Origin of the sequence: Pseudomonas sp. s4 (assembly GCF_046764235.1) — a bacterium.
Classification (GTDB): domain Bacteria; phylum Pseudomonadota; class Gammaproteobacteria; order Pseudomonadales; family Pseudomonadaceae; genus Aquipseudomonas; species Aquipseudomonas asiatica.
Genome location: NZ_CP177209.1, coordinates 132,014 through 158,744, shown reverse-complemented (window position 1 = coordinate 158,744; position 26,731 = coordinate 132,014). Strand labels below are relative to the sequence as shown.

Annotated in this window: 26 protein-coding genes and 1 pseudogene; 11 read left to right on the top strand and 16 right to left on the bottom strand. The window is 63.1% G+C overall.

What is annotated here, in order from left to right; all coding sequences use genetic code 11:
- Positions 1 to 20: 20 nt before the first annotated feature.
- From ACK56M_RS00770 to ACK56M_RS00750, 5 genes and pseudogenes are all read right to left on the bottom strand, one after another.
- Positions 21 to 1,964, bottom strand: a complete 1,944-nt coding sequence (locus tag ACK56M_RS00770; protein WP_015268482.1) for a GGDEF domain-containing protein — start codon at positions 1,962 to 1,964, stop codon at positions 21 to 23.
- 27 nt (positions 1,965 to 1,991) lie between these two features.
- Positions 1,992 to 2,824: pseudogene (locus ACK56M_RS00765) on the bottom strand (endonuclease/exonuclease/phosphatase family protein).
- Between the two features lie 34 nt (positions 2,825 to 2,858).
- Positions 2,859 to 3,491 (bottom strand): thiol:disulfide interchange protein DsbA, encoded by a 633-nt coding sequence (gene dsbA / locus ACK56M_RS00760; protein WP_003256950.1) that lies wholly within the window; start codon positions 3,489 to 3,491, stop codon positions 2,859 to 2,861.
- 174 nt (positions 3,492 to 3,665) lie between these two features.
- The gene (locus ACK56M_RS00755) at positions 3,666 to 4,283 is read right to left on the bottom strand and encodes a c-type cytochrome (RefSeq protein ID WP_003256951.1); all 618 of its coding nucleotides are present in this window, start codon (positions 4,281 to 4,283) and stop codon (positions 3,666 to 3,668) included.
- Positions 4,284 to 4,314: 31 nt separating this feature from the next.
- On the bottom strand, positions 4,315 to 4,617 hold the full coding sequence (locus tag ACK56M_RS00750) for a c-type cytochrome (RefSeq protein WP_015268479.1): 303 nt from the start codon (positions 4,615 to 4,617) through the stop codon (positions 4,315 to 4,317).
- Positions 4,618 to 4,818: 201 nt separating this feature from the next.
- On the opposite strand from ACK56M_RS00750, the gene yihA reads away from it, so the two are divergent.
- Entirely contained in the window at positions 4,819 to 5,451 is a 633-nt protein-coding gene (gene yihA, locus ACK56M_RS00745; RefSeq protein WP_015268478.1) for a ribosome biogenesis GTP-binding protein YihA/YsxC, read from the top strand.
- Between the two features lie 422 nt (positions 5,452 to 5,873).
- On the opposite strand, the gene polA is transcribed toward yihA, so the two are convergent.
- Positions 5,874 to 8,621, bottom strand: coding sequence for a DNA polymerase I (polA, locus tag ACK56M_RS00740; RefSeq protein WP_054572509.1), 2,748 nt, complete (start codon positions 8,619 to 8,621; stop codon positions 5,874 to 5,876).
- A gap of 75 nt (positions 8,622 to 8,696) precedes the next feature.
- On the opposite strand from polA, the gene ACK56M_RS00735 reads away from it, so the two are divergent.
- Positions 8,697 to 8,984 (top strand): DUF2782 domain-containing protein, encoded by a 288-nt coding sequence (locus ACK56M_RS00735; protein ID WP_015268476.1) that lies wholly within the window; start codon positions 8,697 to 8,699, stop codon positions 8,982 to 8,984.
- A gap of 69 nt (positions 8,985 to 9,053) precedes the next feature.
- On the top strand, positions 9,054 to 10,004 hold the full coding sequence (locus ACK56M_RS00730; protein WP_015268475.1) for a homoserine kinase: 951 nt from the start codon (positions 9,054 to 9,056) through the stop codon (positions 10,002 to 10,004).
- A 313-nt stretch (positions 10,005 to 10,317) separates the two neighbouring features.
- Here ACK56M_RS00730 and ACK56M_RS00725 read toward each other — a convergent pair whose 3' ends face one another.
- A complete protein-coding gene (locus tag ACK56M_RS00725; RefSeq protein ID WP_043935186.1) occupies positions 10,318 to 11,274 on the bottom strand; it encodes a zinc ABC transporter substrate-binding protein in 957 nt (318 codons plus the stop codon).
- Between the two features lie 18 nt (positions 11,275 to 11,292).
- Between ACK56M_RS00725 and zur the strand changes: the two genes are divergently transcribed.
- The 4 genes from zur (at position 11,293) to ACK56M_RS00705 (ending at position 14,161) form a co-directional block, all read left to right on the top strand.
- Entirely contained in the window at positions 11,293 to 11,778 is a 486-nt protein-coding gene (gene zur / locus ACK56M_RS00720) for a zinc uptake transcriptional repressor Zur (RefSeq protein WP_013970312.1), read from the top strand.
- Positions 11,775 to 12,551: a zinc ABC transporter ATP-binding protein ZnuC gene (znuC, locus tag ACK56M_RS00715; protein WP_191472032.1), complete on the top strand. Its 777-nt coding sequence runs from the start codon at positions 11,775 to 11,777 to the stop codon at positions 12,549 to 12,551. Before zur ends, znuC begins: the two co-directional genes overlap by 4 nt.
- Positions 12,544 to 13,326 (top strand): zinc ABC transporter permease subunit ZnuB, encoded by a 783-nt coding sequence (gene znuB, locus ACK56M_RS00710; protein ID WP_191472033.1) that lies wholly within the window; start codon positions 12,544 to 12,546, stop codon positions 13,324 to 13,326. The genes znuC and znuB overlap by 8 nt, the downstream gene beginning before the upstream one ends.
- A gap of 127 nt (positions 13,327 to 13,453) precedes the next feature.
- Positions 13,454 to 14,161, top strand: coding sequence for a PA5502 family lipoprotein (locus ACK56M_RS00705; protein WP_015268471.1), 708 nt, complete (start codon positions 13,454 to 13,456; stop codon positions 14,159 to 14,161).
- Between the two features lie 109 nt (positions 14,162 to 14,270).
- Here the strand turns inward: ACK56M_RS00705 and katE are convergent, their stop codons facing one another.
- On the bottom strand, positions 14,271 to 16,406 hold the full coding sequence (katE, locus tag ACK56M_RS00700; RefSeq protein WP_411959213.1) for a catalase HPII: 2,136 nt from the start codon (positions 16,404 to 16,406) through the stop codon (positions 14,271 to 14,273).
- A gap of 227 nt (positions 16,407 to 16,633) precedes the next feature.
- Here katE and ACK56M_RS00695 point away from each other — a divergent pair, with 227 nt between their 5' ends.
- The 3 genes from ACK56M_RS00695 (at position 16,634) to ACK56M_RS00685 (ending at position 19,147) form a co-directional block, all read left to right on the top strand.
- Positions 16,634 to 17,641 (top strand): methionine ABC transporter ATP-binding protein, encoded by a 1,008-nt coding sequence (locus ACK56M_RS00695; RefSeq protein WP_411959212.1) that lies wholly within the window; start codon positions 16,634 to 16,636, stop codon positions 17,639 to 17,641.
- On the top strand, positions 17,641 to 18,312 hold the full coding sequence (locus tag ACK56M_RS00690; protein WP_013970307.1) for a methionine ABC transporter permease: 672 nt from the start codon (positions 17,641 to 17,643) through the stop codon (positions 18,310 to 18,312). Before ACK56M_RS00695 ends, ACK56M_RS00690 begins: the two co-directional genes overlap by 1 nt.
- 64 nt (positions 18,313 to 18,376) lie before the next feature.
- A complete protein-coding gene (locus tag ACK56M_RS00685) occupies positions 18,377 to 19,147 on the top strand; it encodes a MetQ/NlpA family ABC transporter substrate-binding protein (protein WP_013970306.1) in 771 nt (256 codons plus the stop codon).
- 210 nt (positions 19,148 to 19,357) lie between these two features.
- Here the strand turns inward: ACK56M_RS00685 and ACK56M_RS00680 are convergent, their stop codons facing one another.
- The 5 genes from ACK56M_RS00680 to ACK56M_RS00660 are packed head-to-tail and all read right to left on the bottom strand — an operon-like array spanning position 19,358 to position 23,241.
- On the bottom strand, positions 19,358 to 19,990 hold the full coding sequence (locus tag ACK56M_RS00680; protein ID WP_013970305.1) for an SCO family protein: 633 nt from the start codon (positions 19,988 to 19,990) through the stop codon (positions 19,358 to 19,360).
- Positions 19,987 to 20,880, bottom strand: coding sequence for a heme o synthase (gene cyoE / locus ACK56M_RS00675; protein WP_286918408.1), 894 nt, complete (start codon positions 20,878 to 20,880; stop codon positions 19,987 to 19,989). Before cyoE ends, ACK56M_RS00680 begins: the two co-directional genes overlap by 4 nt.
- Entirely contained in the window at positions 20,865 to 21,944 is a 1,080-nt protein-coding gene (locus tag ACK56M_RS00670) for a COX15/CtaA family protein (RefSeq protein ID WP_015268468.1), read from the bottom strand. Before ACK56M_RS00670 ends, cyoE begins: the two co-directional genes overlap by 16 nt.
- 9 nt (positions 21,945 to 21,953) lie before the next feature.
- Positions 21,954 to 22,535, bottom strand: a complete 582-nt coding sequence (locus ACK56M_RS00665; protein WP_015268467.1) for a hypothetical protein — start codon at positions 22,533 to 22,535, stop codon at positions 21,954 to 21,956.
- The gene (locus tag ACK56M_RS00660; protein WP_100413575.1) at positions 22,504 to 23,241 is read right to left on the bottom strand and encodes an SURF1 family protein; all 738 of its coding nucleotides are present in this window, start codon (positions 23,239 to 23,241) and stop codon (positions 22,504 to 22,506) included. The genes ACK56M_RS00665 and ACK56M_RS00660 overlap by 32 nt, the downstream gene beginning before the upstream one ends.
- A gap of 63 nt (positions 23,242 to 23,304) precedes the next feature.
- On the opposite strand from ACK56M_RS00660, the gene ACK56M_RS00655 reads away from it, so the two are divergent.
- On the top strand, positions 23,305 to 23,508 hold the full coding sequence (locus ACK56M_RS00655; protein WP_003258925.1) for a twin transmembrane helix small protein: 204 nt from the start codon (positions 23,305 to 23,307) through the stop codon (positions 23,506 to 23,508).
- Positions 23,509 to 23,618: 110 nt separating this feature from the next.
- On the opposite strand, the gene ACK56M_RS00650 is transcribed toward ACK56M_RS00655, so the two are convergent.
- From ACK56M_RS00650 to ctaD, 3 genes are read right to left on the bottom strand one after another with little or no spacing between them, the layout of a single operon-like run.
- Complete coding sequence (locus tag ACK56M_RS00650; protein ID WP_100413576.1) at positions 23,619 to 24,506, bottom strand: cytochrome c oxidase subunit 3; 888 nt, start codon at positions 24,504 to 24,506, stop codon at positions 23,619 to 23,621.
- A gap of 16 nt (positions 24,507 to 24,522) precedes the next feature.
- On the bottom strand, positions 24,523 to 25,089 hold the full coding sequence (locus ACK56M_RS00645) for a cytochrome c oxidase assembly protein (RefSeq protein WP_100413577.1): 567 nt from the start codon (positions 25,087 to 25,089) through the stop codon (positions 24,523 to 24,525).
- Between the two features lie 10 nt (positions 25,090 to 25,099).
- On the bottom strand, positions 25,100 to 26,689 hold the full coding sequence (gene ctaD, locus ACK56M_RS00640) for a cytochrome c oxidase subunit I (protein WP_015268463.1): 1,590 nt from the start codon (positions 26,687 to 26,689) through the stop codon (positions 25,100 to 25,102).
- Positions 26,690 to 26,731 lie beyond the last annotated feature (42 nt).

Sequence of the window (26,731 nt, the reverse complement as noted above, 5' to 3'; positions counted from 1 at the left end):
CGCGAGTCAGCAGCTACCGGCTATGCCAGCTCGACACGGTTGCGTCCCGATTCCTTGGCCCGGTAAAGCGCCGCATCGGCGCGCTTGAGCACCTGATCGCCGCGCTCGCCGGGACGGAATGCACCCAGGCCGATGGACGTGGTGATCACCACCCGTTCGCCCTTGAAGTGGAACGGGCACGCCTCGACCGTGGCCCTCAGCATCTCGGCTATCTGGGCAGCGGCAGCCGGCGAGGTTTGCGGCAGCAGCAGGACAAACTCCTCGCCGCCAAACCGGGCGATGAAGTCATGGCTGCGCAGGCGCTTGCGCAACTGGTCGGCGACGATCTTCAAGACCTTGTCCCCAGCCAGGTGCCCATAGCTATCGTTGATACGCTTGAAATGGTCCAGGTCGAGGATCGCCATCGCCAGATGGCCGCCGTGTGCCTGCCATTCGAGCATTTCGCGCTCGACCCGCTCGCTCCAGGCCGCACGGTTGGGCAGGCCGGTTAGGGGATCGAGCAAGGCCTTCTGGCGCTGCTCTTCCAAGTGCTCACGGTAGCCGAGCGCCTCTTGCTCCATGTTCGCCACCCGCTCCGACAGCCCTTGCAGGCGACCAGCCAGCTCCTGTTCGCGGCGATCACGCTCATGCTTGTGCTCATCCATAGTCACCAACAGACCTTCCAGGCGGTTTTCCAGAATGTGCTTGAGGCTGTCGACGTCGGCGGCACCTTGCACACTGCTCTGCAACCCATCGACGTGCTCACGCAGCTGGGTATCCAGCTCGCGAGCGGCCGAGCTGTTGTCGGCATGGCCGGCGCTAGCCTCGTGCAGGTGGCTCTGGAAACCTTCCAGGCGTTCGTTGAGCTGCTGCAGGTAGGTTTCGAATTCGTGCTGGCCGCTGTCGGTGATCGCCAGCATGAGCACAGCCAGGTCATCCAGCACCGGTATCAGCTCATACCAGTTCAAGCCGCGGGCGACGCGTTCACGCATCTCTAGCGCCTGGGCCTTGTGTCGCTCTGGCAGGCTGAGGTCATCGAGCAAGCCGATCAGAGTGTGCTCGATGTGCTCGGCAACCTGGCTGTAGGGCGGCTCCACCGCGTAGGGCAGGGCGTAGGGGCCATCTTCGCCAAAGGTTTCTTCGAGTGTTTGCGCCGGTCCTGCTTCAACCGGCGGCTCGCTGGCGATAGCTACCGCTGCCGGTACATCGTCCGGGAGCGGCTGCGGCAGCGGGGCTGGTGACAGTTCGGCCGTTTCGATAAGCGCCGGGCCTGGTGCCTCCAGCTCGGGCTCCGATATTACGAGGGCTTCGACAACAGAAGCTGAGGAGGCTGGCAGCGGCTGTAGCGCGTCCATGTCGTCGGGCTGCGGGGCATCGACACCGGCAGGTGCCGCCAAGGGCTGCGCCTCGGCAACCGGCAGCGCCAGAGGCACAAGCGCTGGCTCGCCTTGCACACCATCCTCGCGGCTGCCGAACAAGCGCTGCAAGAAGCCGGGGCGGGCCTCCGCCGCCGATTTGCCCAAGGCTGACAGCGCGCGGCCCTGCAAGCCGCTCAACTCGCCCAGCAACGGTGGCAGGTCGCGTGACTGGGCCACTCCGCCATCGAGCTTCTTCGCCAGCTTTTTCAACGGACGCGACACATCGTTCGGCAATGGCAGGCCTTGCAGCTGGTTGACCAGCGCTGTCAGCGCATCGCTGACCTGGTTCATGCGGGCTTCCCGACGCTGTTCGGAGTCCAGTACCGCCTTCTCAAGACGAGGAATCAACCCGGCAAGGCCGGCGTCCATGTTGTCGCTGCGGATGACCTCGCGCATTTCCTTCATGCACTGGTCCACCACCTTGTCGCTGCCTTCGGCAGCCAGGGTGCTGCGTACCAAACCACGACGCAGCAGGTCGAGACGGGCGTCCCAACGGCGCTCGAGCTTTTCCTGCTGCTCGATGCTTTTCAGGTATTTTTCTTTCCAGCGCTCAGCGTCTTCAGTCATGCCCGGGTCCGCAAACGGTGATGGCAATTAGCTCAGGACCGGCAGCGTATCCACAGTCAATGCATCAGGCAATCGAATCTCTACAGCAACGGGAAGGTGGTCGGAAATTGGCTGCGCCAGCACCTCGACACGCTCCAGCGTGAGGCTTGGGCTGAGCAGGATATGGTCCAGGCAACGCTGTGGTCGCCAGCTGGGGAAAGTGGCCTCGACTTGCGGGGCTATCAGGCCCAGGTCGCGCAACGGCGAGTGCTCCAGCAGGTCGGTTGCATGGGTATTCATGTCGCCCATTAGCACCTGGTGGCGATAGCCGCCAATCAGCTCGCGGATGTAGCCCAGCTGCAGAGTGCGGGTCTTGGCGCCGAGGGCCAGGTGCATCATCACCACGATCAGCGCATCTTCACCCTCGCCAAAGCGCACCAGGATCGCACCACGCCCAGCCGGGCCGGGCAACGGGTGATCCTCCAGCAGATGCGGCTTCAGGCGGCTGAGCACCCCGTTGCTGTGCTGGGCAAAACGCCCGAGGTTGCGGTTGAGTTGCTGGTACCAGTAGGGGAAGGCACCCAGGTGGGCAAGGTGCTCGACCTGGTTGACGTAGCCCGAGCGCAGGCTGCCGCCATCGGCCTCCTGCAAGGCTACCAGGTCGAAGTCGCCCAGCAGTTGGCCAATCTTCTGCAGGTTGCCGGCACGCCCGTTGTGCGGCAGCAGGTGCTGCCAGCTGCGGGTCACGTAATGCCGGTAGCGCTCGGTGCTGATGCCCACCTGGATGTTGAAACTGAGCAGCCGCAGGCGACCATCCTCAGGCAGGCCAGGGGCCTGCAGGTGATGCTCGTTGACCTGCGGCTGGTGCAGGCCAATGCCACGCGCGGTTCTGAAGCGGCGCATGGGTTACGCCGCCTACTTAGCGGCGCGCTCCTTGGCGATCAGCTGGTCGGCAACGTTCAGTACGCCTTCCGGCCCGCCGGCGGTACCCAGGTCGAAGCGGTACTTGCCGTTGACCACCATGCTCGGTACGCCGGTGATCTCGTACTTCTTCGCCAGTTCCTTGGCCTGGTTGACCTGGCCCTTGATGGCGAACGAATTGAAGGTGGCGAGGAACTTGTCCTTGTCCACGCCTTGGGTGGCAAGGAAGTCGGCCATGTCCTGCGGGTCGGTCAGGCGCTTGCGCTGGTTCTGGATGGCATCGAACACTGCGGCGTGCACCTTCTGCTCGACGCCCATGGCTTCGAGGGTCAGGAACATCTGGCCGTGGGCGTCCCATGCGCCACCGAACATGGCTGGTACGCGCTTGAAGTTGACGTCCTTGGGCAGTTTATCGACCCACGGGTTGATGGTCGGCTCGAAGTGGTAGCAGTGGGGGCAGCCGTACCAGAACAGCTCGACCACTTCGATCTTGCCAGGTACGGAAACCGGAACAGGGTTGCTCAGCTCGAGGTATTCCTTGCCAGCGACAGGCTCGGCGGCCTGGACGGCAGTCATACCGAATACGCTGGCAGCGACCAGCGCGGCGCTGAGAATCAGTTTACGCATGCTTTACTCCTGGGCAGTCATTGGTCGCCACGACGCGACCTGCACTGAGACAGGCCGGGAACGGGCCGAGTTCTGTAGTGTAACGGCTGCGAACGAAAAAAAGGGCGGTCCGGCCGCCCTTTCATCATTGGCCTACAACATTAACTGAAGGTTAATGCGCCGACCGTAATGGCCTCAGTGCAGGCCCTGGATGTAACTGGCCAGCGCCTCTATGTCGTGGTTGCTCAGCTTGCCAGCGATGGTGCGCATGGTCATGGCATCGCCATCGTTGGTGCGGTTGCCTTCGCGGAAGTCGGTGAGCTGCTTGGTCACGTACTGCGCGTGCTGCCCGCCCAGGTGCGGGAAGCCGGCCAAGGCGATACCCGCGCCGTTCGGCGAGTGGCAGCCGGTGCAGGCAGGCATGCCTTTTTCCAGGTCTCCACCGTTGAACAGCGCCCGACCACGTTCGACCAGCTTGGGATCGGCGGCGCCCACGCTGCCTTTCTGGCTGGAGAAGTAGGCGGCGATATCGGCCAGGTCCTGGTCGCTGAACGCGGCCAGCATGCCGGTCATCTCCAGCACGGTACGCTTGCCCGACTTGATATCGTGCAATTGTTTTTCAAGGTAGCGCTGGCCTTGGCCGGCCAGTTTCGGGAAGTTCGGTGCCAGGCTGTTGCCGTCGGGGTTGTGGCAGGCGCCACAGACGGCCGTCTTGGCCTGGCCGGCGGCGGCATCGCCTTTGACGGGTTGCGCAGCAGTGGCCGCACCTGCGACACCCAGGGTCAACAGCAGACTCACGACTAGTTTGTTCATCAGCTAATCCAACACGGCTAAGGGTGAAATGTTATGTATCGGGACTGCCACTCATCCAAAGGATGACCAAACGGTAGTCCTCGGCACTGCAGTCCATGCACAATCCACGCGGCGGCATAGCCTTGAAACCCTGGGTCACGTGCTTCACCAGTACATCCATGCCTTGCGCCAGCCTTGGCTCCCATGCTGCCCGGTCACCCTGCCTGGGTGCCTGTGGCAACTGCCCGGTGTGACAGGCCGCACACGTGCGGTTGTACAACACCTCGGGATCCTGTGTAGCCTGTGCGCTGAAAAACGGCAGGAACATACCGACAGCAAGCAGCCATTTCGCCATGCGGAACGACCTTCAGGGTTGGGGGCCGCGCTGCGTTCTGTTGCGCGAGCTATTGTTCGACACCCCATGCCCGTTCTCCTTCGCCGGGAGAATGAGCACACAAAAACTGGGGCATTATATACTTCCGCCATCCAAACGGAAACGACACCGCTTGCCAGGCTCGGGCCTATTGAGTCAGGCAACACCCACATCGGATATCCCATGCAAGTCAAGAACCCCATCCTCGGCCTCTGCCAGAAAGCCAAATTCGCCCTCAGCGCTGCCAAGGTCGAACAATGCCCGGACGACCAGGGTTACGAGGTGGCTTTCGCCGGCCGCTCCAACGCCGGCAAATCCAGCGCCCTCAACACCCTGACCCATGCCAGCCTGGCACGCACCTCGAAAACCCCCGGGCGCACCCAGCTGTTGAATTTCTTCAGTCTGGACGATGAACGGCGTTTGGTCGACCTGCCAGGCTACGGTTATGCAAAAGTCCCGATTCCGCTCAAGCAGCACTGGCAGAAACACCTGGAAGCCTACCTGGGCAGCCGGGAGTGCCTGCGTGGCGTGATCCTGATGATGGACGTGCGCCACCCGATGACCGACTTCGACAAGATGATGCTCGACTGGGCCAAGGCCAGCAGCATGCCGATGCACATCCTGCTGACCAAGGCCGACAAGCTGACCCACGGCGCGGGCAAGAACACCCTGCTCAAGGTGCAGTCGGAAATCCGCAAGGGTTGGGGCGATGGCGTGACCATCCAGCTGTTCTCGGCGCCCAAGCGCCTGGGCGTGGAAGAGGCGTACCGGGTGCTGGCGGACTGGATGGAGCTGGAAGACAAGCCAGTAGCCTGAGGCCCGCACCGCTCGTTGTAGGAGCAGCCTTGTGCTGCGAAGAGGCCATGACAGGCTGTATAGGTCTGTTGGCTGTACCGGCCCTTTCGCAGCACAAGGCTGTTCCTACAGGGGTAGCTGCGCCATCAGGTCAAATTCCGGGCAAAAAAAACCCCGGACTTCGTATGGGGAGGGGGAAGTTCGGGGTCCAAGTCCGGACCGCTAGGGCGGGGTCCAGATATCTGCCAACACTTAACACAACATAGGAGCATCGAAAGGCTTCACCAGCCATTCAGTTACTCTGAGTTCCGCTTCACCGGTTTAGTTCCAGAGCCCTGAAAACTATTTGCGATAGTTTCATGAAACCTCAGCACCGCTGGCACTGAGCAGTGCCAAGATCCGCATCCCTACGACACGGATCCTACACAGCTTTCCCCACCCGATCAGTGAGCTTCGTCCCAATTCGCACCAATTCCTGCCTCGACCAGCAGCGGCACATCCAGTTGCGCGGCCTTGCTCATGTGCTGGCGAATTTCATCTTTCACCTGCTCCACCAGGTCCTCGCGCACTTCCAGCACCAGTTCGTCGTGCACCTGCAGGATCACCCGTGCATCCAGCCCGCTCTCGCTCAGCCAGTTATCCACATTGACCATGGCCCGCTTGATGATGTCGGCTGCAGTACCCTGCATCGGGGCGTTGATCGCCGTGCGCTCGGCGCCTCTGCGCAGGGCCGGGTTCTTGGCATTGATATCCGGCAGGTACAGGCGGCGGCCGAACAGGGTTTCTACAAAGCCTTGCTCCGCCGCCTGGGCGCGGGTGCGCTCCATGTACGCCAACACGCCCGGGTAGCGGGCGAAGTAGCGGTCGATGTAATCCTGCGACTGCTTGCGGTCTACGCCGATCTGCTTGGCCAGGCCAAAGGCGCTCATGCCGTAGATCAGGCCGAAGTTGATGGCCTTGGCACTGCGGCGCTGATCGGTGGTGACGTCTTCCAGGGCTACGCCGAATACTTCCGCCGCCGTGGCGCGGTGCACGTCCAGGTTGTTGCGGAAGGCATGCAGCAAGCCTTCGTCCTTGGCCAGGTGGGCCATGATACGCAACTCGATCTGCGAGTAGTCCGCCGCCAGCAGCTTGTAACCCGGGCTGGCAACGAAAGCCTGGCGGATGCGCCGGCCTTCGGCAGTACGGATCGGGATGTTCTGCAGGTTCGGGTCGCTGGACGACAGTCGACCGGTGGCCGCCACCGCCTGCTGGTATGAGGTGTGGATACGCCCGGTGCGCGGGTTGATCTGCCCCGGCAGCTTGTCGGTGTAGGTGCTCTTGAGCTTGCTCAGGCTGCGGTACTGCATCAGTACCTCCGGCAGCGGGTAACCTTGCTCGGCCAGTTCGTCGAGCACCGCTTCTGCCGTGGATGGCTGGCCCTTGGTGGTCTTGCTCAGCACCGGCATGCCCAGCTTGTCGTAGAGGATCGCGCCCAGTTGCTTGGGCGAGCCGAGGTTGAACTCCTCACCGGCCAGCTCATAGGCGCGCTGCTCGAGTTCGGCCATCTTTAGCCCCAGTTCACCGCTCTGCACCTGCAGCAACGCGGCATCGACCAGCGCCCCCTGGCGCTCGATCTTGGCCAGCACCGGCACCAACGGCATCTCGATGTCCATCAACACCGGCTGCACGCTTGGCGTCTGTGCCAGGCGCGCCTGCAGCGCCTGGTGCAGGCGCAGGGTGATGTCGGCATCTTCGGCAGCGTAGGGGCCGGCCTTGTCCAGGTGGATCTGGTTGAAGGTCAGCTGCTTGGCGCCCTTGCCGGCGATATCCTCGAAGGCAATGGTGGTATGGTCGAGGTACTTCTGCGCCAGGCTGTCCATGTCGTGACGGGTGGCGGTGGAGTTCAGCACGTACGACTCGAGCATGGTGTCGTAGGCAACGCCGCGCATTTCGATAGCGGGCGAGCCATTGGCAAGGATGTTGATATCGTACTTGGCGTTCTGCCCGACCTTGGCCTTGGCCGGGTCTTCCAGCAGTGGCTTCAGCGCCTGCAGCACGGCAGTGCGGTCCAACTGGGCCGGCGCGCCTTCATAGTCGTGGGCCAGCGGCACATAGGCCGCTTCGTGCGGTTCAACGGCGAACGACAGGCCGACCAGCTGGGCCTGCTGAGCGTCCAGGCCGGTGGTCTCGGTGTCGAAAGCGAACAATGGCGCCTGGCGCAGCTTCTCCAGCCAGAAGTCGAAACGGGCCTGGTCGAGAATGGTTTCGTACCTGGGCTCGACCTTGGCCACCTGCTCCGCGACCGGCGCGATTTCGTCACCGGCCTTGGCAGCGTCACGCTGCACCTCGGCGATCCAGCTCTTGAATTCCATCTCGGTGTACAGCGCCAGCAACGCGTCGCGATCAGGTTCGCCGCACACCAGGGCATCTACTTCGATATCCAGCGGCACATCGACCTTGATGGTAGCCAGCTCATAGGACAGGAACGCCGCGTCGCGGTGCTCTTCCAGCTTGGCCGGCAGGGTCTTGGCGCCGCGAATGGCCAGCGTCGGGACCTTGTCCAGGTTAGCGTACAGGTCGCTGAGACCGCCGCCGATACCGGTCAGCAGGCCCACCGCGGTTTTTTCGCCCACGCCCGGCACACCGGGGATGTTGTCGACCTTGTCGCCCATCAGCGCCAAAAAGTCGATGATATGTTCCGGGCCGACGCCAAATTTCTCGTGCACGCCAGCCACGTCCAGCACGCTTCCGGTCATGGTGTTGACCAAGGTAATGTGCCCGTCCACCAGCTGCGCCATGTCCTTGTCACCGGTCGAGATGATCACCGGGCGGTCCAACGCGGCGCTGCTGCGCGCCAGGGTGCCGATCACGTCGTCGGCCTCGACCCCCTCGACGCACAGCAGCGGGTAGCCCAGCGCCTTGACGCTGGCGTGCAGCGGCTCGATCTGTACCCGCAGGTCGTCAGGCATGCTCGGGCGGTTTGCCTTGTATTCAGCGAACATGGCATCGCGGAAGGTGCCACCCTTGGCATCGAACACCACCGCGAACAGGCTGTCGGGGTATTGCTTGCGCAGGCTCTTGAGCATGTTCAGCACCCCCTTCACCGCGCCGGTCGGCATGCCCTTGGAGGTAGTCAACGGCGGCAGCGCGTGGAAGGCGCGGTACAGGTAGGAGGAACCGTCCACCAGGACGAGGGGCGCTTGGCTCATGAGCAGAATCAACCTTTTCGACGGGTCCGGCGCTAGAATAGCCAGAATCATTGACGACAAAGGGACAAGGTTATCATGCGTACACTCAATCGCCTGTTACTGCTCGGTCTGTTGGCCACCATGCCTGTCGTCACCCTGGCGGCGGAAGACGCCCCCTCGGCCGATCCCGAGGTGACCATTCGCACGGAAGGCGACAAAACCATCCAGGAGTACCGGCAGAACGGGTTCCTGTATGCGATCAAGATCACGCCGAAAAACGGCAAGCCTTATTTCCTGGTACGCGCCGATGGCTCTGATGGCAATTTCATTCGTTCCGACCAGCCGGACATGCTGATTCCGTCCTGGAAGATCTTCGAGTGGTAATCTGACGCGCACCGTTCACATCAACCCGGCACTTCCCGGCGGAAGTGCCCGTATGGGCAAATTTTCATCATGTCAGTCTTCACCCCCGTGACCCGGCCTGAGCTGGAAACCTTTCTGGCGCCGTACGCGCTGGGTCGTCTGCTCGATTTCCAGGGCATCGCCGCCGGCACCGAGAACAGCAATTTCTTCGTCAGCCTCGAACAGGGGGAGTTCGTCCTGACGCTGATCGAGCGCGGGCCCAGCGAGGACATGCCGTTCTTCATCGAGCTGCTGGACACTTTGCACGCAGCCGACATGCCGGTGCCCTATGCCATACGCGACCGCGACGGCAATGGCCTGCGCGAGCTGTGCGGCAAGCCGGCGCTGCTGCAGCCACGGCTGTCGGGCAAGCACATCAAGGCACCGAACGCCCAGCACTGCGCCCAGGTCGGCGAGCTGCTGGCGCACATTCACCTGGCTACCCGCGAGCACATCATCGAGCGCCGCACCGACCGCGGCCTGGACTGGATGCTGGCTTCGGGGGCCGAGTTGCTGCCGCGCCTTACCACCGAGCAAGCCGCGCTGCTGCAACCGGCGCTGGATGAAATCAGTGCGCACAAGGCACAGATCCTGGCCCTGCCACGGGCCAACCTGCATGCCGACCTGTTCCGCGACAACGTGATGTTCGAAGGCACCCACCTGACCGGTGTGATCGACTTCTACAACGCTTGTTCCGGGCCGATGCTGTATGACATTGCCATCACCGTGAACGACTGGTGCCTGGATGAACACGGCGCGATCGATGTGCCACGCGCCCAGGCGTTGCTGGCGGCCTATGCGGCGCTGCGGCCGTTCACCGCGGCCGAAGCCGAGCTGTGGCCGGAGATGTTGCGGGTAGGCTGCGTGCGCTTCTGGCTGTCGCGCCTGATTGCAGCGGAATCGTTTGCCGGAATGGATGTGATGATCCACGACCCGAGCGAGTTCGAAGTGCGTTTGGCGCAGCGTCAGCAGGTGGCTTTGCACCTGCCGTTCGCCCTCTAGAGCGTGTCTGCTTCTTCGCGGGTAAACCCGCTCCCACAGGTACGGTGACAAGCGTGAGGCTGGCGCTATCCCTGTGGGAGATTACCCAGCCCTTTTGGGCTGCGCTGTCGCGCAGAGAACAAATATCGCTCGTCTGACGCGTCCTTTGTAGGAGCAGCCTTGTGCTGCGAAGAGGCCGGTACAAGCAACAGACAGGCTTTGTCAGTACCGGCCTCTTCGCAGCACAAGGCTGCTCCTACAGAACCTCGCCGAACCAATGAGTCATGTGTTGTTCTATGAGAGCGGGTTTACCCGCGAAGAGGTCGGTACAGGCTTACAACTGTTCCAGGCACCCAACCAGGTCGCCACCCAGCTTCTCCAGCAAGCGCTCATAGCCCTTGCCATCCACCGGGTCGGTACCGCCCAGGGCATCCAGCTCGGCCAGGCGCACCGGCAGCCCGGCGGTCAAGGTCTCGGCTAGCCGCGGCCGCAGCGGCGGTTCGCTGAACACACAGGTCTTGCCCACTTCCTGCAGGCGCTTGCGCATGGCTGCCACGTGCTGCGCACCCGGCTGCACCTCGGACGCCACGCTGAACACCCCGGTGTGCTTCAGGCCATACTCGGCCTCGAAATAGTCGAATGCTTCGTGAAACACGAAGTACGGCTTGCCGGCAATCCCGGCCACCCGCGCCTTGATCCGCTTATCCAATGCGTCCAGGCGTTCGTCGAAGGCCTTGAGGTTGCTCTGGTAGCGCACCGTATTGGCCGGATCGATCTGCGCCAGGTCAGCCGCCATTTTCGCTGCAATCACACGCGCGTTGACCGACGATAGCCACAGGTGCGCGTCCAGGCTGCCCGGGCGGTGGTCGTGGTCATGGTCGTCGTGGTCTTCTTCCTCATGGGAATGGCTGTCCTCGCCAAAATGCCGGAGCTTCATGCCCGGTAGCGCCTGCACGGCCACAGTGGGCTTGCTGCGATTGCCCAGTACCCGCGGCAGGAAGCCTTCCATGTCCGGGCCGATCCAGTAAAGCAGGTCGGCATCGCCTACCCGCCGTACGTCGGACGGGCGCAGCGCGTAGTGGTGTGGCGAAGCCCCCGGAGGCAGCAATACCTCAGGGGTGCCAACACCGTCCTGCACGGCAGCGGCAATCTGCTGCAGGGGTTTGATACTGGTCAGCACGCGCACGTCGGCCTGGGCGGAAAATGCGATGAAAGCGACAAAAAGGACTAGGAATCGGGACACGGTGAATACTCGAGTCGTCAGAAACAGGTAACATAATAACGTCTCCATCCAGAACCGTCGCTGCCCATGTCCATCACGCCGCTGGCCAACCGTCCTCACGATCATTCCCATTGCGTACACAGCGCATTGGCTGAAGCCGACGCCTTGTGCACCCGCCAGGGCCTGCGCCTGACCGCGCTGCGCCGTCGAGTGCTGGAACTGGTGTGGCAAAGCCACAAGCCGCTGGGCGCCTACGATATCCTCGCCGTGCTCAGTGAGCAGGACGGCCGCCGCGCCGCGCCCCCCACGGTGTACCGTGCGCTGGACTTCCTGCTGGAAAACGGCCTGGTGCACCGCATCGCCTCGCTCAACGCATTCATCGGCTGCAGCCACCCGGAACACCTGCACCAGGGTCAGTTCCTGATCTGCCGGGCCTGCCATGTGGCAATCGAACTGGAACAGGACAGCATCAGCGAAGCCATCATCAGCAGCGCCAAGGGCGTGGGCTTCGCGGTCGAGACCCAGACGGTGGAAGTGGTCGGCCTTTGCAGCAATTGCCGGAGCGCGGCATGAGCGATGCACTGATCCGCCTGGAGCAGGTCGGTGTCACCTTCGGTGGCGAGGCGGTGCTCGACAGCATCGACCTGTCAGTCTCACCTGGCCAGATCGTCACGCTGATCGGCCCCAACGGCGCGGGCAAGACCACCCTGGTGCGCGCCGTGCTCGGCCTGCTCAAGCCGCACCGCGGCAAGGTATGGCGCAGGCCGAAGCTGCGTATTGGCTACATGCCGCAAAAGATCCAGGTCGATGCAACCCTGCCGCTGTCGGTACTGCGCTTCTTGCGCCTGGTGCCCGGTGTAGACCGCGCGGCAGCCTTGTCGGCGTTGCAGGAAGTGGGCGCCGAGCAGGTCATCGACAGCCCGATCCAGACCATTTCCGGTGGCGAGATGCAGCGCGTGCTGCTGGCCCGCGCCCTGCTGCGCGAACCCCAGCTGCTGGTGCTCGACGAGCCAGTGCAGGGCGTAGATGTGGTCGGCCAGACAGAGCTGTACAACCTCATTACCCGCCTGCGCGACCGCCACGGTTGCGGCGTGCTTATGGTGTCCCACGACCTGCACCTGGTGATGAGCGCCACTGACCAGGTGGTATGCCTGAACCGCCACGTGTGCTGCTCGGGCCACCCGGAGCAGGTCAGCGGCGACCCGGCATTTGTCGAGCTGTTCGGCAAGACCGCCGCCCCCAGCCTGGCCATCTACCACCACCATCACGACCACAGCCACGACCTGCACGGCTCGGTGGTCGCCCCTGGCACCCATGTTCACGGAGCGCACTGCAAGCATGGCTGACTTTCTTCTCTACGCCCTGCTTGCCGGTTTGTCCCTGGCGCTGGTGGCCGGCCCACTGGGCTCCTTCGTGGTGTGGCGGCGCATGGCCTATTTTGGCGACACCCTGTCCCACGCCGCCCTGCTCGGCGTTGCCCTGGGTTTTGCTCTGGACGTCAGCCCGGCGCTGGCGGTAACCGTGGGCTGCCTGTTGCTGGCGATCTTGCTGGTTACCTTGCAGCAACGCCAACCGCTGGCCTCCGATACACTGCTTGGCATCCTCGCCCCCAGCACCTTGTCGCTGGGCCTGGTGGTGCTGAGCTTCATGCATGATGTCCGCATCGACCTGATGGCCTATCTGTTCGGCGACCTGCTGGCCATCAGCACTACCGATCTTGCCTGGATCCTCGGTGGCAGCGCGCTGGTCCTGCTGCTGCTCGCTGCACTGTGGCGGCCGTTGCTTGCAGTCACCGTGCACGAGGAGCTGGCCATGGTCGAGGGCCTGCCGGTGGCCGGGCTGCGCATGGCGCTGATGCTGCTGATCGCGGTGGTGATTGCCGTTGCCATGAAGATCGTCGGGGTGCTGCTGATCACCTCGCTGCTGATCATTCCTGCCGCTGCGGCGCAACGTCACGCCCGTTCTCCCGAACAGATGGCCTTAGGCGCCAGCCTGCTGGGCGTGAGCGCGGTATGCGGCGGCCTGGCTCTGTCCTGGTTCAAGGACACCCCTGCCGGCCCATCGATCGTGGTCTGCGCGGCGGTGCTATTCTTGCTGAGCCTGGCCCTGCCAAAACGCTGAAAAAAGGGGCGTGTGAAGGCGCGCCCTGCAACCTTTCCGCACGTAAAGGGTCTGTAAGACTTGTTTTCGAGCGTGCGCACCTGGGTGTAGACTTGCTCGCTTTTTGCGCAAATAGAGAGTCGCAGGAATGAAGCCGTTCGCCTCCCGTTATCTGCTTGTTGCCGCGTTTTCCCTGTTCCTGGCTGCGTGTTCAAACGCGCCGGTCGAGCAGGCCACCGCACCTGCCCAAGCAGATGCCTGGCAGCAATTGCAACAGAACATCGCCAGCAACGAGCTGGCCACCGCCGAAGACCAGCTGGCAGCCCTGCAGGCCCAGGCGCCGGATGACGCGCGCCTGGAGCAATACCAGCGCCAGCTTGCCGAAGCCTACCTGCAACGCAGCCAGATCTTCCTGCAAAAGGGTGATGTGAACGCTGCCGCCACAGCCTTGGCCCGTGCCCGCGCGCTGATGCCGCAGGCCCCGGCGGTTACTGGTGGCGACGCCGTGACCCAGGCGCGCAAGGCCGAGCTGGAGAAAGCTGAAGCGGCGTTGAAAGCGGCCGAGGCCAAGCCCAAGGCGCGCATCATCGACCCGGCTGCACCGAGCACCGTGGTGGCCTTGAAGACCACCGACAGCCGCGCCATGCGTCGCCAGCTGGATGACATTGCCGCCGATGTGGTGAGCTATCAATGCGACGTGGTGTTCCAGGTGCCGCGTACCGAAGATGCGCCTTGGCTGAAGACCTTGCTGGAGAAACGCGTGCGCAAGATCGACAGCGGGTTCGAGCTGAAGCAGAAGCACGAGATTCAGCGGTCGTTGCCGGCGCAGGTGGTTCTGGTTCCGCATCAGCGTTAAGAATCTGGGGGCGCTGCGCGCCCCTTTCGCGACACAAGGCCGCTCCTACAAGGGAATGCGATCTCCTGTAGGAGCGGCCTTGTGTCGCGATGGGCTGCAAAGCAGCCCCTTAGGCAGGCACAGCCTCCGCAGCCGCCTCCCGCTCCCACACCCGATGCCCCTCTACCGCTTTGACGAAGGCATCCACGGTCTTCTGCTCATCCCCCAGCAGCAACCCCTTGTCTTCTTTAAGCCCCAAGCTGCCCAAAAGGTCTTTGGTCACCACCATCGCCTTCAGGTGTTTGTAGCCCTCCAGCAGGAAGTGCTTGGCCAAACCACTGCCTGCCAGCGCATCGGTCGAGGCCTTGCCCGCTGGCACGACAATCCCGTCAAACATGATCGAGGGCATCCCTTCCATGGAGGCACCCACCGGCAGCTGCTTGCCGTCCGTGGCCATCACTGGTGCCGAGGTCGGCCCAAGCAGCATCGGCCGGGCACTGTGCGCCTCCAGAGCCTTGACCAGCTTGTCCACGCTGGCAGCGTCTACGCCATCTGCCACCAGCACGGCAATTTTGCGCCCCTTGATGCCAACCGAGCCCGGGTGGTTCATCTGGCTCAGGGCAGGCGACTGCGCAAGCTGGCTTCCCTTCACTTGCACAGTGCCTGCGCTCGGTGCAGGCAAACCGAGGTTGGCAGCAACCGCAGCCGCCAGCTTCAGGTCGATATTGGCGAGAATCTCATTCACTTCCCGAGCACGGATCGTCTCCCGCTCCACCTTGCCCAGCTCAAAGCTGTAAGCCTTGATGATGTGCTGCTGCTCGGTCGGGCTCATGCTCTGGAAGAACAACCGCGCCTGCGAGAAATGGTCGCCGAACGAATCGCTGCGCTGGCGGATCTTGTGCGCATCGATACGCTCCTGGTAGCTCTCGAAGCCGCCATCCTGCGCGGCTGGTGGCGTTTCCTTCGGCCAGCCACCGTCGATGGAGTTGGGCTCGTAGGATGCGCGACCCTTGTGCACCACATGCTGATGCAAGGCGTCACGCTGGTTGTTGTGGTTAGGGGCGACGGGGCGGTTTACCGGGATCTGGTGGAAGTTGGGCCCGCCGAGGCGGCTAAGCTGCGTGTCGGTGTAGGAGAACAGCCGTCCCTGCAACAAAGGGTCGTTGGTAAAGTCGATGCCAGGCACGATATGAGCCGGGCAGAACGCCACCTGCTCCACTTCGGCAAAGAAGTTGTCCGGGTTGCGATTCAGGACCATCTTGCCCAAAGGTGTAACCGGCACCAGTTCTTCCGGGATTATCTTGGTCGGGTCCAGCAGGTCGAAATCGAATTTGTGCTCGTCGGCTTCCGGCACGATCTGCACACCCAGTTCCCATTCAGGGTAATCACCCGTCTCGATAGCCTCCCACAGGTCGCGACGCTGGAAATCAGCATCCTTGCCTGCCAGCTTCTGCGCTTCGTCCCATAACAGGGAGTGCACACCCTGGCGCGGTTTCCAGTGGAATTTGACGAAACTGGCTACGCCCTGGGCGTTGATCAGGCGGAACGTATGCACCCCGAACCCTTCCATCATCCGCAAGCTGCGCGGGATAGCGCGGTCCGACATCGCCCACATGACCATATGGGCCGACTCCGGTACCAGCGAGACGAAATCCCAAAAGGTGTCATGGGCCGAAGCGCCGGTCGGGATCTCGTTGTGCGGTTCTGGCTTTACGGCGTGGACGAAATCCGGGAATTTGATCGCATCCTGGATGAAGAACACCGGCATGTTGTTGCCCACCAGGTCGAAGTTGCCCTCGTCGGTGTAGAACTTCACAGCAAAGCCCCTCACGTCACGCACGGTGTCGGCTGAGCCGCGCGGGCCTTGTACCGTGGAAAATCGCACGAAGATGGGCGTGACTTTCTCCGGGTCCTGCAGGAAGCCGGCTTTGGTCAGCTCGGCGTGGTTGCCATAGCTCTGGAAATAGCCATGCGCCCCTGTTCCTCGCGCATGCACGATGCGCTCAGGAATGCGCTCGTGGTCAAAGTGCGTGATCTTCTCGCGCATGATGAAATCTTCGAGCAACGAGGGGCCTCTATCACCCGCCTTGAGCGTGTTCTGGTTGTCAGCGATGCGCACCCCCTGGTTGGTACGCAACGCTTTGCCTGTGGCATCGCTTCGGTCAGCCTCCAGGCTCTGCAACTTGGTGTTGGTATTGGCCCGGTCCGGGGTCTGGGTGCCAGCGGCCTCGCTGTGCTTTGGCGCGTCCGTGTTCTTGCTGGGCATGATCGGCTCTCCTCGTCAGTCTTAAGGCATACCCGTTTCGGGCTGTGTGCAAGTAGTGACCGGGAGGCTTTGCCGAGCGTTCAATCAGGATTACCGGTTGTCGCGATATGCCCGAAGGATTGGTGCATTACGAAATAAATGCTAAGAACAGCTATGGGAAAAGGCTAAAATGCGCGACCCCAGCTAACCGCTGACCCAAATTCCATGCGCCCCACAAGGTTCGCTACGTGATCGAGTTCCAACAGGTACACAAGACCTACCGCGTCGCCGGTAGGGAAATCCCCGCACTGAATCCGACCAGCCTGACCATCGAAGATGGCCAGGTGTTCGGCCTGATCGGCCATTCCGGCGCCGGCAAGAGCACCATGCTGCGCCTGATCAACCGCCTGGAAGAGCCTTCCGGGGGCAAGATCATCGTCGACGGCGAAGACGTTACCGCGTTCAACGCGAGCCAGCTGCGCGGTTTCCGTCAGCAGGTCGGGATGATTTTCCAGCACTTCAACCTGCTGGCCTCCAAGACTGTCGCCGACAACGTCGCCTTGCCACTGACCCTGGCCGGCGAGCTGTCGCGCAGCGAAATCGACAAGCGCGTGACCGAGCTTCTGGCCCGCGTCGGCCTTTCCGACCATGCCAAAAAGTACCCGGCGCAGTTGTCCGGTGGCCAGAAGCAGCGCGTCGGCATCGCCCGCGCCCTGTCCACCAACCCGAAGATCCTGCTGTGCGACGAGGCCACCAGCGCCCTCGACCCGCAAACCACCGCCTCGGTCCTGCAATTGCTGGCCGAAATCAACCGTGAGCTGAAGCTGACCATCGTGCTGATCACGCACGAAATGGACGTGATCCGCCGGGTCTGCGACCGCGTGGCAGTGATGGACGTCGGCCAGATCGTCGAGCAGGGCTCGGTGGCCGAGGTGTTCCTGCACCCGCAGCACCCCACCACCAAGCGCTTCGTCCAGGAAGACGAGCAGGTTGACGAAGGCGAGCAGCGTGACGACTTCGCCCACGTGCCGGGCCGTATCGTGCGCCTGACCTTCCAGGGCGACGCCACCTACGCGCCGCTGCTGGGCACCGTGGCCCGCGAAACCGGTGTGGACTACAGCATCCTCGCCGGGCGTATCGACCGCATCAAGGATGTCCCCTATGGCCAGCTCACCCTCGCCCTGATCGGCGGTGACATGGAAGCGGCGTTCGCCCGCTTCAAGGCAGCTGACGTACATATGGAGGTACTGCGTTGATGGACGCCCTGAATTTCTTTGCCAACGTCGACTGGGCCGAAATCTGGCTGGCCAGCGTCGACACCATGATCATGCTGTTCGGCTCGCTGTTCTTCACCGTGCTGCTCGGCCTGCCGCTGGGCGTGCTGCTGTTCCTCTGCGGGCCAAAGCAGATGTTCGAGCAGAAGGGTGTGTATGCGCTGCTGTCGCTGATCGTCAACATCCTGCGCTCGCTGCCGTTCATCATCCTGCTGATCGTTATGATCCCGATCACAGTGCTGATCACAGGCACTTCCCTGGGCGTAGCCGGCGCCATTCCGCCGCTGGTGGTGGGTGCCACGCCGTTCTTCGCGCGCCTGGTGGAAACCGCCCTGCGTGAAGTGGACCGCGGCATCATCGAAGCCACTCAGTCGATGGGCGCCACTACCCGCCAGATCATCACCAGCGCACTGCTGCCGGAGGCTCGCCCGGGCATCTTCGCCGCCATTACCGTGACCGCCATCACCCTGGTTTCGTACACCGCCATGGCTGGTGTGGTCGGTGCCGGCGGCCTGGGCGACCTGGCCATCCGCTTCGGCTACCAGCGTTTCCAGACCGACGTGATGGTCGTCACCGTGGTGCTGTTGCTGGTACTGGTTCAAGTCCTGCAGAGCGTGGGCGACAAACTGGTCGTGCATTTTTCCCGTAAGTAACCCCAATGGGGTCGGCCCGGCCGACCCGTTCGGGGGCCGTCGCGGCCCTCACAAGGAGTGATCAATGAAGAAGCTGCTTGCTGTTGTCGCCGCTGTCGCGGCCTTCTCGGCCCACGCCGAGTCCCTGACCGTTGCCGCTACCCCGGTTCCGCACGCCGAGATCCTCAACTTCGTCAAACCTGTTCTGGCGAAAGAGGGCGTGGAGCTGAAGGTCAAGGAATTCACCGACTACATCCAGCCGAACGTGCAGGTGGCGGAAAAGCGCCTGGACGCCAACTTCTTCCAGCACCAGCCGTACCTGGATGAGTTCAACAAGGCCAAGGGTACCAACCTTGTGAGCGTTGCCGGCGTGCACATCGAGCCGCTGGGCGTGTACTCGACCAAGATCAAGAAGCTGGACGAGCTGTCCTCCGGCGCCACCGTGGTCATCCCCAACGACGCCACCAACGGCGGCCGCGCGCTGCTGCTGCTGGACAAGGCCGGCGTGATCAAGCTGAAGGACAACAAGAACATCCTGTCCACCGTGAAGGATGTTGCCGAGAACCCGAAAAGCCTGAAGTTCCGTGAGCTGGAAGCAGCCACGATCCCGCGTGTGCTGACCCAGGTCGATGCTGCCCTGATCAACACCAACTACGCGCTGGAAGCCAAGCTGAACCCGGAGAAAGACGCTCTGGTCATCGAAGGCAGCGACTCGCCTTACGTGAACATCCTGGTTGCCCGCCCGGACAACAAGGACTCGGACGCCATGAAAAAGCTGGCTGCTGCGCTGCACTCGCCTGAGGTGAAGCAGTTCATCAACGAGAAGTACAAAGGCGCTGTGGTTCCGGCGTTCTGATCCGAAATCCCCGGGGCCGCTTTGCGGCCCATTCGCCGGCAAGCCAGCTCCCACAGGTACAGCGCCAGCCTCAGGCCCTGTGAGGTCCCTGTGGGAGCCGGCTTGCCGGCGATTTGCCCTGGCAGGCAAACCATGAGGACCGAGGCGTACGCCGTACTTTGTGGGAGCGGCCTTGTGTCGCGATAGGCCTGCGCAGCAGGCCCAAAAATCTCAATCCCGCTTCACGAGCCCGGGCAACTGCGCCACCAGCTTCTGGTTGTTGAACGGCGCCCGAATGAACCCGCGCTGACGCCCATCCGGCCCCACTACCGCCAGGTTGCCGCTGTGATCCACGGTATACCCCGGCTTGCTGGTATCGGCCGGAATGAACGGAATGCTCAAGGCATTGGCCAGCTTCTGGGTATCCTCAATCGACCCCGCCACCCCGACGAAATCCTTGTCGAAATAACCCAGGTACTGCTTCAGCTGGTTCGGCGTGTCGCGGTTCGGGTCAACGCTCACCAGCACCACCTGCAGCCGGTCGACGGCCTCCTTGGGCAGCTCGCTCTTCACCTGGCGCAGCTGGGCCAGGGTGGTCGGGCAGATATCCGGGCAGTAGGTGTAGCCGAAGAACAGCAACGACCATTTGCCCTTCAGGTCATCCAGTTGCACCGGCTGGCCGTCCTGGTTGGTCATGGTCACGTCGGCCACGGTACGGCTCTGCGGCAGCAGGATGATGCCGGCATCGATCAGTTCGGTGGGGTTGGGCTGGTCGCGGCCATTGAGCACCTTGTTGACGGTCAGGCCCAGGATCAACGCGACCAGGGCAACGAGGATGAAGACGGTTTTCTGGGTTCGGGTCATAGGTTCAGCAACAGGTAGTGGTCGAGGAGCAACGCGATGAACAGCGCGAACAGGTAGCCGATAGAGTACTTGAAGGTGCCGATCGCTGCGTGCGGCCGGCTGCCACGGTACAACACCCAGGCCCATTGCAGGAAGCGCAGGCCCAGTACAAGGGCACAGGCCAGGTACAGCGGGCCGCTCATGTGGATGGCGTACGGCAGCAGGCTCACCGCCAGCAATACCAGGGTGTACAGCAGGATATGCAGCTTGGTGTAGCGCTCGCCGTGGGTCACCGGCAGCATCGGGATATCGGCCTTGGCGTACTCCTCCTTGCGGTGGATGGCCAAGGCCCAGAAGTGTGGTGGGGTCCACGCGAAGATGATCAGCACCAGCAGCAGGGGCTCGGCGCTGACATGCCCACTGACCGCCACCCAGCCCAGCAACGGCGGGGCGGCGCCGGCCAATCCGCCGATGACGATGTTCTGCGGCGTGGCGCGCTTGAGAAAGCCGGTGTAAAGCACCGCATAGCCGAGCAGGGAAGCCAGTGTCAGCCAGGCAGTGAGGGCGTTGGTGAACACCAGCAGCAGGGCCATGCCAAGTAGCGCCAGCGCCAGGGCGAACAGCAGCGCCGGCAGCGGCTCGACCCGGCCCTGGGCCAGCGGCCGCTTGTGGGTACGCGCCATCAGCGCGTCGATGCGTCGGTCCACCACATGGTTGACCACCGCCGCGCCGCCTGCACAAAAGCCGATGCCCAGGTTGCCGAACAGCAGCACGCTCCAGCTGACACCCGCACGGGTGGCAAGGAACATGCCCGCCAGCGAGGTAATCAGCATCAGCACCACCACCTTGGGCTTGGTCAGCTCCAGGTAGTCACGCCAACTGGCCCTCTGAGCGCTCAGAAACGTCGCCACGAATCATTCCTCATGTGGTGGGAGATGCCCACGCCAGCCACGGGCCGCAGGCGCCAGCCATGGCCGACACCCACGCGAACCTTGTCGACCACGCGGATGCGGTAGTTCACCAGCACCATGCTCAGCAGCAACAGCGCCCCACCAGCGTTGTGCGCCACGGCCACGGCCAGCGGCAGGTGCAGCAGCACATTGCTGATGCCCAGGCCGACTTGCACCACCAGCGCCAGCAGCACCAGCCGCGCCAGGCCAGGGAGGCCGCAGCGGTGCAGCTTCCAGCTGAGCATCAGCAGCACGCAGGTCACCAGCAATGCGCCCAGGCGGTGGCTGATGTGGATGGCCGTTCGCGCATCACTGTCCAGCTGCCCGCCCAGGTAATTGGGCCCGACATGCTGGGTCAGGTGGAACCCGTTGCTGAAGTCCGCCGCCGGCCACCACTGGCCGTGGCAGGTGGGCAGGTCGATGCAGGCGACGGCCGCGTAATTGGCACTGACCCAGCCGCCCAGGGCGATCTGGCCGATCACCACCAGCAAGGCCAGCGCGGCGATCCGGCGCAGGCTCAATGGCAGCTTTGGCAAGGGCGCAAAGGCCCGGGACAGACGCAGGGACAACAGGAACAACAAACTCAGGGTAGTGAAGCCGCCAAGTAGATGCGCGGTGACCACCTGCGGCCACAGCTTGAGGGTGACCGTCCACATGCCGAAGGCTGCCTGGGCCAGCACCACGCCCAGCAGCAGCAAGGGCAGGCGGTAAGGCTGGCCATCGCGGGCATGCCGGCGCAGCGCCTGCAAGGCGAGCAGGGCGATCACCATCGCCAGGGTGCCGGCGAAGTAGCGGTGGACCATCTCGGCCCAGCCCTTGGCGGCTTCCACCGGGTGTTCGGGGAAATGCAGCTCGGCATGAGCCAGCTGCGCTTCGCTCTTGGGCACGCTGATGAAGCCGTAGCAACCCGGCCAGTCCGGGCAGCCGAGGCCGGCGTGGGTCAGGCGGGTATAGGCACCGAGCAGGACAACCAGCAGTGCCAGCAAGGTGGCGAACACAGCAAGGCGGAATCCGGGTCTGGCCATGGCAGGCTCCTAGCCGATGTTGGACAGCTTGAGCAGGTGGCGCAGGTCGTCCAGCACATGCTTGCCGTTGACCTTGGCGTCGTAGCGCAGCACCAGGTTGCCGTGTGGGTCGACGATCCACAGCTGCGGGCCGGTCTCGCCGACCTTTTGCAGGTAGCGTTGCGCATCAAGCGGGTAACGCTGCAACTGTGGGTATTCGCGGCCGAGCAACGCCTGGTAATCGGCACTTGCCGGCTGGGCGGCCGCCAGGGCATGGCTGGCACGGCTGGCATCACGGCCCAGGCCGACCTGGATCTGCCGGGCCAGGTACACCAGCCGCTGGCAATCCTCGGCACAGGCTGTGGGTGTGCTCACCAGCAGCTGCCAGCGCTCGTCCTGGCCCGCCACGCCGAGATCGGAAAGGCTCTCACCGTTGCCGATCATCACGCCGTGGTAGCTGCGGCCGTCCGGCACCCAGAACTTGAGCTTGTACATGCTGGTGGCCAGAACCATCGGCCCGAGCACCACCAGCAGAATCAGCAGCAGCTGCAAACGCCCGCGGGCTCTGGGTTTGCTGCGTTCAGGCACGTCCAGTGGAGTGGCGGTGGCCATGGCGTTTCTCCTTGTTGTGGTGCCAGCCGAAGTAGAGGTAGAGCAGTACCAAAGTGGTTGCCAGGGCAAACCATTGCACGGCGTAACCCAAGTGTTTTTCCGGGCCCATGGCAACGACCGGCCAGTCCAGGCGATAGGTCGCCGGGCCGGGTTCCAGGCGCAGCTCATGGGCGAAGCCATCGCGATCGAGCTGTTGCCATAGCTGCGCGGCATCCACGGCAGTCAGCAGGTGCGGCCACTGGCCGCCTGCAGGGTCGGGGTGCAGCTGGAACGTGCTACCAGGCGCGACATACACCGAAGCGTCCAGCGCCAACGCCTGGGCAGGGGTATCGAAATGCACCGGCACGCGGCGGTCCGGCCAAGGCAGCCAGCCGCGGTTGACCAGCAGCCACACGCCGCTGGCCTGGTCATGGAAGGGTTGCAGCAGTTCGACACCGGCCTGGCCGTCACGCATGCGGTTGTCCAGAAGCAAGCTGTGCTCGGCGTCGAAGCGGCCATAGAGATGCACGCGGCGGAAGGCATTGTCCTGGTTCGCTGTCAGCTGGGCCGTGGCCACGGGCGCTTCGACCCGCCGCTCGGCATAGGCGGCCAGCAGCACGCGCTTTTCCTCGGCACGGCCGAGTTGCCAGCAGCCAAGCGCGATCAGCCCCGGCAGCAGCGCAAGCACCACCAGGGTTGGTACCCAGCCCGGACGAAACGGCCTCATCGGAGCCTCGTCGGGCCGATCGCTATACTTATCCACATCACCGCATCCCCCCGGAGTATCGCCATGCTCAAGGCCGCGATTGTCCTGATGCTGTTGGCCACGATTGCCAGCCTGTTCAGCGGCCTGGTGTTTCTGGTCAAGGACGATGAAAACTCGACCCGTTTGCTGAAGGCACTGACCGTGCGGGTGACCCTGGCGGCCCTCACCATCGGCCTGGTGGCCTGGGGCTTCATCAGCGGTCAGCTGGTCTCACACGCCCCCTTCTGAAACTGCACTTGTTTTGATGGCCTCATCGCCGGCAAGCCAGCTCCCACAGGGATCACCTATGCTTCAGGCCCAATGAGACCCTGTGGGAGCTGGTTTGCCGGCGATTGGCCCTAAAGCACATACACAAAGATGAACAACCCCACCCACACCACATCGACGAAGTGCCAGTACCAACTGGCCGCCTCGAAACCAAAGTGTTTCTCCGGGTTGAAATGCCCGCGCAAGATGCGCACGAACATCACGATCAGGATGATCGTGCCCAATGTCACGTGGGCGCCGTGGAAGCCGGTGAGCATGAAGAACGTCGCGCCGTAGATACCCGACCCCAGCGTCAGCCCCAGCTTGGTATAGGCCTCGTGGTACTCGTAGGCCTGCAACGCGATGAAGCTGGCGCCCAGGACGATGGTCAGCGCCATCCAGAATTTCAGCGGGCCACGGTGGTCGCGGCGCAGGGCATGATGGGCGATGGTGATGGTCACGCTGGAGCTGACCAGCAAGATGGTGTTGATCAGCGGCAGGTGCCACGGGTCGATCACTTCCTTGGGCGGCGGGAACAGTTTCGGGTCGGGCGTGTGCAGCAGCGGCCAGGTGAATTCGAAGGTCGGCCACAACATGTGCGCAACACCCTTGGCCCCTTCACCGCCCAGCCACGGCCCGGCCAGCACGCGCACGTAGAACAGCGCACCGAAGAAGGCCAGAAAGAACATCACCTCGGAGAAAATGAACCAGCTCATGCCCCAGCGGAACGAGCGGTCCAGTTGCGGGCTGTACAGCCCCGCGCGGCTCTCCCGCACCACCGAACCGAACCAGCCGAACAGCATGTAGGCCAGGAACAACGCACCGATGAAGAAGATCAGCGGCCCGTGCGACTCGGGGTGGCCGGCCTTCATGTCGTTGAACCAGGTACCCAGGCCGAACACCGTGATGAACATGCCGATGGTGGCGATGATCGGCCACTTGCTCTGCGCCGGAACGTAATAGTGCTCATGACTTGCCATTGCTGTTCTCCTTCCCTTAACGGGCGCCCTGGACGTCCTGGGCCGCGACATGCGCGACCGGCGGGTGGCGAGCGGTGATGTCGAACAAGGTGTAGGCCAGTGTCAGGTGCTTCACGCTGGCCGGCAGGTCGCGGTCGACAATGAAGCGCACCGGCATCTCGATGCGTTCGCCGGGCTGCAGCACCTGCTGGGTGAAGCAGAAGCACTCGGTCTTGTGGAAGTACGCCGCAGCCTCGGCCGGGGTGATGCTGGGGATGGCTTGCGCACTCATCGGCCGGTCGGTCGGGTTATGGGCAATGAAGATCATCTGGTTCACCGCACCCGGGTTGACCTCCAACTGGTCGGCGGTGGAGTAGAAGTCCCAGACCATGCCGCTGGCATTGGTCGACATGAACTGCACCCGCACAGAACGCGTCGGGTCGCTGACCTGGCTGCCTTCGTACTGCCCTCCGGTCTTGCCGTTGATGCCGAAGGCCTTGCACATCACGTCATAGATAGGCACCAGGGCGAAGCCGAAGGCGAACATCACCACCGTCAGCATCAACAGGCGCAACACCAGACGTTTCAGCGAAAGGCCGTTCATGGCACGGTTCCTATTTCACTTCCGGTGGCGTCTGGAAGGTGTGGTAGGGCGCAGGCGAAGGGATCGACCACTCCAGGCCCTCGGCGCCATCCCATGGCTTGGCCGGTGCCGGCGCGCCGCCGCGGATGCACTTGATGACGATGAACAGGAAGAATATCTGCGTGGCGCCGAACATGAACGCGCCGATCGACGACACCATGTTGAAGTCGGCGAACTGCAGGTTGTAGTCGGGGATCCGCCGTGGCATGCCGGCCAGCCCCACGAAGTGCATGGGGAAGAAGGCCATATTCATGCCGACGAACGATAGCCAGAAGTGCAGCTTGCCGAGGGTTTCGTCGTACATGTGGCCGGTCCATTTCGGCAGCCAGTAGTAGGCCGAGGCGAAGATGCCGAAGATCGCCCCAGGCACCAGTACATAGTGAAAGTGCGCTACCACGAAGTAGGTGTCGTGGTACTGGAAGTCCGCCGGGGCGATGGCGAGCATCAGCCCGCTGAAACCGCCGATGGTGAACAGGATGACAAAGGCGATGGCGAACAGCATCGGCGTTTCGAAGGTCAGCGAGCCTTCCCACATGGTGCTGACCCAGTTGAACACCTTCACCCCGGTAGGCACGGCGATCAGCATGGTGGCGTACATGAAGAACAGCTCGCCGACCACGGGAATACCGACCACGAACATGTGGTGGGCCCAGACGATGAACGACAGGAAGGCAATGGCGCCGGTGGCGTACACCATCGAGGTGTAGCCGAACAGCGGCTTGCGCGAGAACGCCGGGATGATCGAGCTGACCGCGCCGAAGGCCGGCAGGATCATGATGTACACCTCGGGGTGGCCGAAGAACCAGAACACGTGCTGGAACAGCACCGGGTCACCACCGCCGGCGGCACTGAAGAAGCTGGTACCGAAGTGGATGTCCATCAGCATCATGGTCACGACGCCGGCCAGCACCGGCATCACCGCAATCAGCAGGAATGCGGTAATCAGCCAGGTCCAGACGAACAGTGGCATCTTCATCAAGGTCATGCCTGGGGCGCGCAAGTTGAGGATGGTGGCGATCACGTTGATCGCGCCCATGATCGAGCTGATGCCCATCAGGTGGATGGCAAAGATGAAGAAGGTGACGCTGGCCGGCGCGTAGGTGGTGGACAGCGGGGCGTAGAAGGTCCAGCCGAAGTTGGGCCCGCCGCCCGGGCTGAACAGGGTCGAAACCAGCAACAGGAAAGCAGCCGGCAGCAGCCAGAAGCTGAAGTTGTTCATCCGCGGCAGGGCCATGTCGGGCGCGCCGATCATCAGCGGGATCATCCAGTTGGCCAGGCCGACGAAGGCCGGCATCACCGCACCGAACACCATTATCAGGCCGTGCATGGTGGTCATCTGGTTGAAGAACTCCGGCTGGACGATCTGCAGGCCGGGCTGGAACAGCTCGGCGCGGATCACCATGGCGAACGAGCCGCCGAGCAGGAACATGATGAAGCTGAACCACAGGTACATCGTGCCGATGTCCTTGTGGTTGGTGGTCAGCACCCAGCGCATCAGGCCCTTGGCCGGGCCGTGCGCATGGTCATGGCCGTGGGCGTGGTCGTCGATCACTGCACTCATGTCCTGTCTCCTGCAATCCATTGATTGCCGCGAGTAACCCGG